We start from the raw sequence: 7475 nt of genomic DNA on the forward strand, positions 1-7475 counted from the left end.
TGGCCGGACTTCACCGCGCGCGAAACGGCCACGATGTCGCTCGCTTCGGGATAGATATAGACCGTGGTCGGCTTGTTCTCGGCCAAGGCCAGGATCTTGTCGGAGACCGACATGGGCCAGCTGGTGCAGCCATTGCTCCGCCCGTCGCCATAGTCGATCAGCTTGCCGTAGGGCACGTAGCCGTCCTTGTCCGCGTGGGGACTGTTCGGAAACTTCATCCGGCAGATCCACGACACGATCACCCCCGGATGGCCGCCGATGGCGCGCTCCCGCGCGTCGCGGTGACCCCCTCGCCCTCGAACTGCAGGAACGAGCGCATCAGCGGCTGATACGACCCGGAGGCGTTGTAATAGCCCTTGAAGGACGTCCTGATCTCGGCCGTGACATAGCCGCCGCCGGTGGTGAGCTTGGAATCCTCCGCGTTGGAGAAGTTCTTGGCGCAGCGGACGTCGTTCGAGAAATTCGCGATACCCGGCAGGTTGCGGCCGCTGCCGTGGCCGGACGGGACCGCGCGGAACGTCCTGTCCGCCTCGCAGATCGCATAGAACCGGCGGCCGGTGCCTGCGGGCCGCGTGGCGTCGAAGGCGAAATAGCAGGGATTTCGGACCGCGCCCTCGCGGATCTTCTGCAGGTGGAAGCCCCGCGCGCGCTGGAGCACGACGGCCGAGATCTGCCCGTCGCCGTCGCCGATATGCGCCTGGAGCCAGGCCGGGACGCCGGGAGGGCCCGGGGGCACGGGCTTGGCCGGCGGCGAGACGAGCCACGGCAGCTCCTCCGCTCGAGCCTGGGAGGCCCCGGGCAGAGCGGCGAAAATTACCAGGCCGGCAATGGCGAGCAGGAGAGAGGTCACCCGCATAGGATCGAATCTCCTAATCGATCCGATTTCGGGCGCCCCACGCGCAAAAGCCCTCGCGGGCACCCTTCGGCCTCGATCATCCGGAAAATTATTGTCTAATCTGAGACGTTAGGCCGGAGTGCTTAATCGGGAATAAACGGCCTCGCTGACGGGGGAGTCTCTTGCGCAAATTGCCATTGGTGCTCGCAGCTTCGGTCGCGGCGATCGGCGCGATCTACATCTTCAACGCGTCGTGGCGCGCCGCCCCGCCGGGCGATCCCAAGATCGGTTTGATCGCCCATCGCGGCATTCACCAGACCTTCAGCCGCGAGGGTCTCGATAACGAGACGTGCACGGCCGAACGCATCGATCCGCCGGTGCACGACTACCTCGAGAATAGCGTGCGCTCCATGCAAGCCGCCTTCGCAGCCGGGGCCGACATCGTCGAGCTCGACGTCCACCCAACGACGGATGGGCATTTCGCCGTCATGCACGATTGGACTCTCGACTGCCGAACCGAAGGAACCGGAGAAACCTGCAAGCATGATCTCGCCTATCTGAAGACGCTCGACATCGGTCACGGCTACACCGCCGATGGCGGCAAGACGTTTCCCTTTCGCGGACAGGGCGTGGGGCAGATGCCGGAGCTGGGCGAAGTCGTCGCCGCCATGCCCGAGGGCCGTTTCCTCGTGAACTTCAAGAGCCGCGAGGCGCGCGAAGGCGACATGCTGGCAGACCAGATCGCCAAGCATCCCGATTGGCGGAGCGCCGTGTGGGGCGCCTATGGCGGGGACGAGCCGACGGCGCGCGCGGCAGAGCGCATAAGCGGTCTCAACGTGTGGTCGCGCGGACAACTGAAGAGCTGTCTCGTACAGTACATCGCCGCCGGTTGGACGGGGTTCATGCCGAGCGCCTGCCGCGACACGAAGGTGATGATCCCGATCAACGTCGCGCCATGGCTCTGGGGCTGGCCAAACCTGTTGCTCGCACGGTTTCGCGACGCGGGCAGTGAAGTCATCTTGCTCGGGCCATACGGCGCGGGCGATCCCGGCACCGCCGGCATCGACACCTTGGACGACCTCGCGAAAGTGCCGCCGCAGTTCACAGGCTACCTCTGGACCAACAAGATCGAAATCATCGGCCCCGCCGTGAAGGACAAGCCGGACCACGGGCGATCCGCTCGAAGTCGGTGACCGAGCCCCTAATCGATGGGGCCTACTCCCACGCGATGGCGCCGGGGGGGCTTGGAAGTGATGTCGCGCGCGCCGCGTTGCCCATGCGCCGCGCCGGCTGTTAAACAGCCCGCATGCTCGCGCCCATCGTGATCCTTGTCGACGCCGACGCCTGTCCCGTGAAGGATGAGGTCTTCCGCGTCGCCGCCCGCTACGGCGTGAAGACCATCGTCGTCTCGAACGCCTACATCATGCTGCCGAAGGTCGAGACCATCGAGCGGGTGATCGTCGAGCAAGGACTCGACGTTGCCGACGACTGGATCGCCACGCGGGCGCGGCCGGGCGCGATCGTGATCACCAACGATATCCCGCTCGTGCATCGCTCCTTATCGGCCGGCGCCGACGCCATCGGTCCGAATGGCAAGATTTTCACGGAGTCCTCGATCGGAATGGCACTCGCCACACGCGATCTGATGACCGATTTGCGCTCGGCGGGCGAGATCACGGGCGGCCCGCGCCCATTCTCGAAGGCGGACCGCTCGGCCTTCCTTCAGGCGCTCGACGGCGCGATCGTGCGTCTCAAGCGGGCCGGTCACCCGACCGGGCAGCCGGAGACGTGATGGCCACGGCCTGAACTCTGCGGATTACTCCCACGCGATGGTAGGCGGGCTTGGAGGTGATGCCGGAGACCGCGCGGTTGGCCTGCGCACCGCGTTGATGAGGCGCCACACCCCGTCCCGCGATCAGAACGCCTCTAGAGCACGCCCCTCAACGGACGAGGTGACGGCATTGCACGGCAGGTTTTAAGGGCGGGGGTAAGTTCGACCGCTAAGTGCCACAAGCGGTCATTTGTCGTTCAACGCGTTCGTATCGACCGCGTACTAATCAGTGAGACCGAGTTGACACGCTAAGCTAGGACCACAGATGGTTTTGGGCTTGAGCCGGCTTGCTTAGTGCGAAAAAATGCCTGTTCCAAAAGCTCTTATCTACGCCGCCGGCGCAATTGTTGCTGAGGTCAAGGCTGATGAATCCAAAAGCAAGCGCGACTCTTATCGTATGGCTCGCCGTCGTGGGTTTGTTCGCTCTCCCAGCCATCAGCGAAGCCCAAACCGTCGACGCCGGCGTAGTCAAACTGCCAGACGCCGAAATCGAGTATTTCACTCGGGGCGAAGGAGAGGCGATCGTCTTGTTGCCGGGAGGGACCCTGACCGTGGCCTATCTTGACGGCCTGGCCGAAGCGCTTGCCAAGGCTGGCTATCGGGTCGTCGGAATCAACTTCCCGGGCTCGGGCAAGAGCAAGGCGCCAAGCAAGGGGATCACGCTGCAGACGTTCGCGGACCAGGTGGCCGGGGTAATCAAGGACCTGAAGATCGAGCCGGTCCACGTCGCCGGAAACGACCTCGGCAACCGCGTCGCCCGCATGTTGGCGGCGACGCATCCGGAATTGGTGCGCAGTGTCATCCTGCTAGCGGCGGGGGGAAAGATACCGCCCAAACCGGCGGCGATGCACGCTCTCGATATCATGTTCAACCCGGCGTCCACCGACGCCGAGGTGCTGGCAATTATGCCGTACTTCGTTTCAAATCCCGATGACTCTGCGAAGATTTGGGACATTATGAAGCCGTCGCGCGCACCGGAAGCAGCGGCCATCGAAAAAGTCGCGGCGGATGCGACGCCGCTCGATGTCTGGTGGGCGCCGCCGGGAGAGACGAAATATCTGATCCTGCAGGGAGCCGAGGATCAGATTGCGCCGCCCGAAAACGGCGAGGATCTCAAGCAGGAGCTCGGCGACCGGGCGATCCTGATCAACGTTCCCGGCGCCGGCCATGCCCTGCCTCTGGAACAGCCCGAGACTACCGCCTCTCACGTCATCGGCTTTATTCAGAAAATTGGTGAGAAGGCACAGTGACGGCGAGCTTCGGTTTCGCGGCAGCGAGGCCGGGTTGAGAACGGGACGTAGCGTGGCGTCCCGAAACACGGCGTACCCTTCGTGGGTATGTTTAAGGAGGAAGGATCAGATGAAGCGACTATCCATTTGCGCAGGCGCGCTGTATTTCGCTGGACAGATAAGCGTCGCGCAGGCGCAGCCTGTTCCCGAATCGATCAGCACACCGGACAGTGTAGAGACCGGAATCGGCACCCTCACGTTCAAGGACGGCGTGCCGGACGCGGCGACAGCCGATGCCGTCTACGACAACCTCGACTTCACCTATGCCTATCGCGCCTTCATGGACAATATGCGCGGGGTGAGCATCCATGCCCTGAAGAAGGGCATGATGGATATCGGCATGAAGGAGAACGAGGTGCTCGTCTTCTCCGAGTTGATGGACGCGAAGTCGCTGTTCCTCACAGCCAATGCCGATACGGTCTACGTCATGGGCTATCTCGACCTCAGCAAAGGCCCCGTGGTTCTTGAGACGCCGCCGAAATTTCTTGGCGCTGTGCAGGATGCATGGTTCCGCTGGGTGACCGATATCGGGCTGCCCGGACCGGACCGCGGCGAGGGCGGTAAATACCTGATTGTGGGACCGGACTATGACGGTCCGCTGCCGACCGGCGGGTTCTACGTCGCCAAGGCGCGCACCAACACGATTCTTTGGTTCGCGCGCTCGTTCCTGGAGAACGGCAGCGATCCCAGGCCGGTCGTAGAGAGGATCAAACAGTCCACGAAGGTTTATCCGTACAAACCCGGCGGCGTCGGCACCCCCATCGCCGAATTTCTGGCTGGCAAGGCCAAGCTCGGCAAGGTCGAGACGAATCCGCCACGTACTGTGTTCCACGAGGGCAGCGGCAAGGTGATGAACACCATTCCGCCGAACGACTGGAGCTTCTACGAAATGCTCAACGAGGTCGTGCAAAGTGAGCCCGCCACGTCGCTCGATCCCGAACTGATGGGGCCGGTCGCGGCGATCGGCATCGTCAAGGGCAAGCCGTTCGCGCCCGACGAGCGGATGAAGAAAATCATGGGCGAGGCACTCAGGGTCGCCAATGCGACCGCGCGCACCTTGTTCATAGCATCGCGCGATGAGAGCTGGTTCTATTATCCAGATTCGTCGTGGATCAACTATCTGTTCCAGACCGGTTATCAGTTCGAAACGCCGATCCCCGAGATCACATCCGAGGGCGTCAAGCCGTTCCCGCCGACCGGCTATCGAACCATGAGCGCCCGCAGCAACTTCTTTTATGGGGTCACCGGTATCACGCCTGCGATGGCGATGCGCCTGACCAATATCGGCTCAACCTATCTTTGGACCATGCAGGATGCAGACAAGCACCCGTTTGATGGAGCCAAGACATACAAGGTAACGCTGCCGAAGGACATCCCGGAGGGCAATTTCTGGTCGCTCACCCTGTATGACAACATGACCCGTTCGATGCTCGACACGCCGCAGCGCTATCCGCGGGCCGGCAGCCAGACCTATCCGTCACCGGCGGCGGAAGCAGCCGAGGACGGCTCGACAACCGTCTGGTTCGCGCCTGAGCAGCCGGAGGGCGTCGCGCGCGGCAACTGGATCCAGACGGACCCCGACAAGGGCTGGTTCGTCGTTCTGCGTCTCTACAGTCCGCTCGAACCCTTCTTCGACAAGAGTTGGCGGCCGAGCGAGGTCGAGCTGGTGAAATAGAAGGAAGTAGGGGGCCGGTTTCGCGACCGGCCCCCCGGATAAGAATTACGCCCGCCCAGCGGTGACAGCATTGGGTCAGAAGCGGACCTGAGAGTAGGACGCCCCCTACTCCCACTCGATCGTGCCGGGGGGGCTTGGAGGTGATGTCGTAGACACGCGGTTGATGCCGCGCACCTCGTTGATGATGCGCCGCGCCGCGTGCCCCAGAAAGTCGTGGGAGAAGTCGTAATAGTCGGCCGTCATGCCGTCGGTCGAGGTGACGGCGCGCAAGGCGCAGACGAAATCGTAGGTGCGCGCATCGCCCATGACGCCCACGGTGCGCACGGGCAGCAGCACGGCGAAGGCCTGCCAGATCGTGTCGTAGAGCCCGGCCTTGCGGATCTCCTCCAGATAGATGGCGTCGGCTTTGCGCAAGATGTCGAGCTTCTCGGGCGTGATCTCGCCGGGAATGCGGATGGCGAGGCCCGGCCCCGGGAACGGATGGCGCCCGACGAAAGCTTCCGGGAGCCCGAGCTCGCGGCCGAGCGCGCGCACCTCGTCCTTGAACAAAGCGCGCAACGGCTCGACCAGTTTCAGCTTCATGGTCTCGGGCAGGCCGCCCACATTGTGATGCGACTTGATGGTGACGGAGGCCCGCCCTCGCCGACACGCTCTCGATGCGTCCGGGTAGAGCGTGCCTTGGGCCAGGAACTCGGCGTCCTCGAGCTTTTCGGATTCCTCCTCGAACACCTCGACGAACAGCCGCCCGATGATCTTGCGCTTTGCTTCCGGGTCGCTGACGCCTTCCAGCGCGCGCAGGAAGCGCTCGCCTGCGTCCACATGCACCAGCGGGATGTTGTAGGCCCCGCGGAACAGATCGACGACTTGCGTCGCCTCGTCCTGGCGCAGCAGGCCGTGGTCCACGAAGATGCAGGTGAGCTGTTCGCCGATCGCCTCGTGGATGAGGAGCGCGGCGACCGCAGAGTCCACGCCGCCGGAGAGCCCGCACACCACGCGCCCGTCGCCGACCTGCTCGCGGATGCGCGCCACTTCCGCCTCGCGGAACTGGGCCATGCTCCAAGCGCCGTCGCAGCCGGCGATGTCGCGCACGAAATTGGCGATGAGGGCCGCGCCTTTCGGCGTGTGCACCACCTCCGGGTGGAACTGCACCCCGTAGAGCCGCCGCGAATCGTCGGCGATGGCCGCGAACGGCGCGCCGGTCGAGATGCCCACGGCGCGGAAGCCGGGCGGCAGCTTGGTGACCCGGTCGCCGTGGCTCATCCACACTTGCGCGCGCTCGCCCTCCTCGAACACGCCGTCGAAGAGCGGCGTCTCGTCGATGATCTTGAGGTCGGCGCGGCCGAACTCGCGCTCGTTCCCCGCCTCGACCTGGCCGCCGAGCGCCGCGACCATGGCCTGCTCGCCGTAGCAGATGCCGAGCACGGGCACGCCGGCGCTGAAGATGGCCGACGGCGCACGCGGCGTGCCGGTCTCGTGCACCGAGGCCGGGCCGCCGGAAAGGATGATGGCGCGTGGCAGGACGGGGCCTAAAGCGGCTTCCGCCTTGTCGAACGGCACGATCTCGGAATAGACGCCCGCCTCGCGCACGCGGCGCGCGATGAGCTGGGTCACCTGGCTGCCGAAATCGACGATCAGCACCCGGTCATGAGCCGCGTCATGGGCGGCATCGTGGGCGGGATCTTGGGTGTCGTGGGCCGCGGTTTCGTCCGTCTCCGTCATGGCCGGTGGTTATAGCAGGAACCTTGAGTCGGCAATGGTTCGAGTGGCCCTTGCCCCCTTTCGTCATTCCGGCGCAAGCCGGAATCCAGAGGGCCGAAGGCCGAGCGACCGGGCAACTGGATCCCG

General features: G+C 64.3%; 6 protein-coding genes and 1 pseudogene. 4 read left to right on the forward strand and 3 right to left on the reverse strand.

The window, feature by feature from the left end; all coding sequences use genetic code 11:
- Positions 1 to 218, reverse strand: a pseudogene (locus AUC71_RS15335) (hypothetical protein); the annotation flags it as partial.
- Between the two features lie 20 nt (positions 219 to 238).
- Positions 239 to 856 carry a hypothetical protein gene (locus tag AUC71_RS15340; protein ID WP_069624942.1) on the reverse strand — a complete coding sequence of 206 codons (618 nt, stop codon included), beginning with the start codon at positions 854 to 856 and terminating at the stop codon, positions 239 to 241.
- 161 nt (positions 857 to 1017) lie between these two features.
- Between AUC71_RS15340 and AUC71_RS15345 the strand changes: the two genes are divergently transcribed.
- The 4 genes from AUC71_RS15345 (at position 1018) to AUC71_RS15360 (ending at position 5630) form a co-directional block, all read left to right on the forward strand.
- A complete protein-coding gene (locus tag AUC71_RS15345; protein WP_069624943.1) occupies positions 1018 to 2028 on the forward strand; it encodes a glycerophosphodiester phosphodiesterase family protein in 1011 nt (336 codons plus the stop codon).
- 113 nt (positions 2029 to 2141) lie between these two features.
- Positions 2142 to 2627, forward strand: coding sequence for a YaiI/YqxD family protein (locus tag AUC71_RS15350; RefSeq protein WP_069624944.1), 486 nt, complete (start codon positions 2142 to 2144; stop codon positions 2625 to 2627).
- A gap of 404 nt (positions 2628 to 3031) precedes the next feature.
- Positions 3032 to 3916, forward strand: coding sequence for an alpha/beta fold hydrolase (locus AUC71_RS15355; RefSeq protein ID WP_069624945.1), 885 nt, complete (start codon positions 3032 to 3034; stop codon positions 3914 to 3916).
- A 109-nt stretch (positions 3917 to 4025) separates the two neighbouring features.
- Positions 4026 to 5630: a DUF1254 domain-containing protein gene (locus AUC71_RS15360; RefSeq protein ID WP_069624946.1), complete on the forward strand. Its 1605-nt coding sequence runs from the start codon at positions 4026 to 4028 to the stop codon at positions 5628 to 5630.
- A 105-nt stretch (positions 5631 to 5735) separates the two neighbouring features.
- On the opposite strand, the gene guaA is transcribed toward AUC71_RS15360, so the two are convergent.
- Positions 5736 to 7349, reverse strand: coding sequence for a glutamine-hydrolyzing GMP synthase (gene guaA, locus AUC71_RS15365; RefSeq protein WP_069624947.1), 1614 nt, complete (start codon positions 7347 to 7349; stop codon positions 5736 to 5738).
- Positions 7350 to 7475: the final 126 nt, after the last annotated feature.

The sequence above is a fragment of the Methyloceanibacter marginalis genome (assembly GCF_001723295.1).
Lineage (GTDB): Bacteria > Pseudomonadota > Alphaproteobacteria > Rhizobiales > Methyloligellaceae > Methyloceanibacter > Methyloceanibacter marginalis.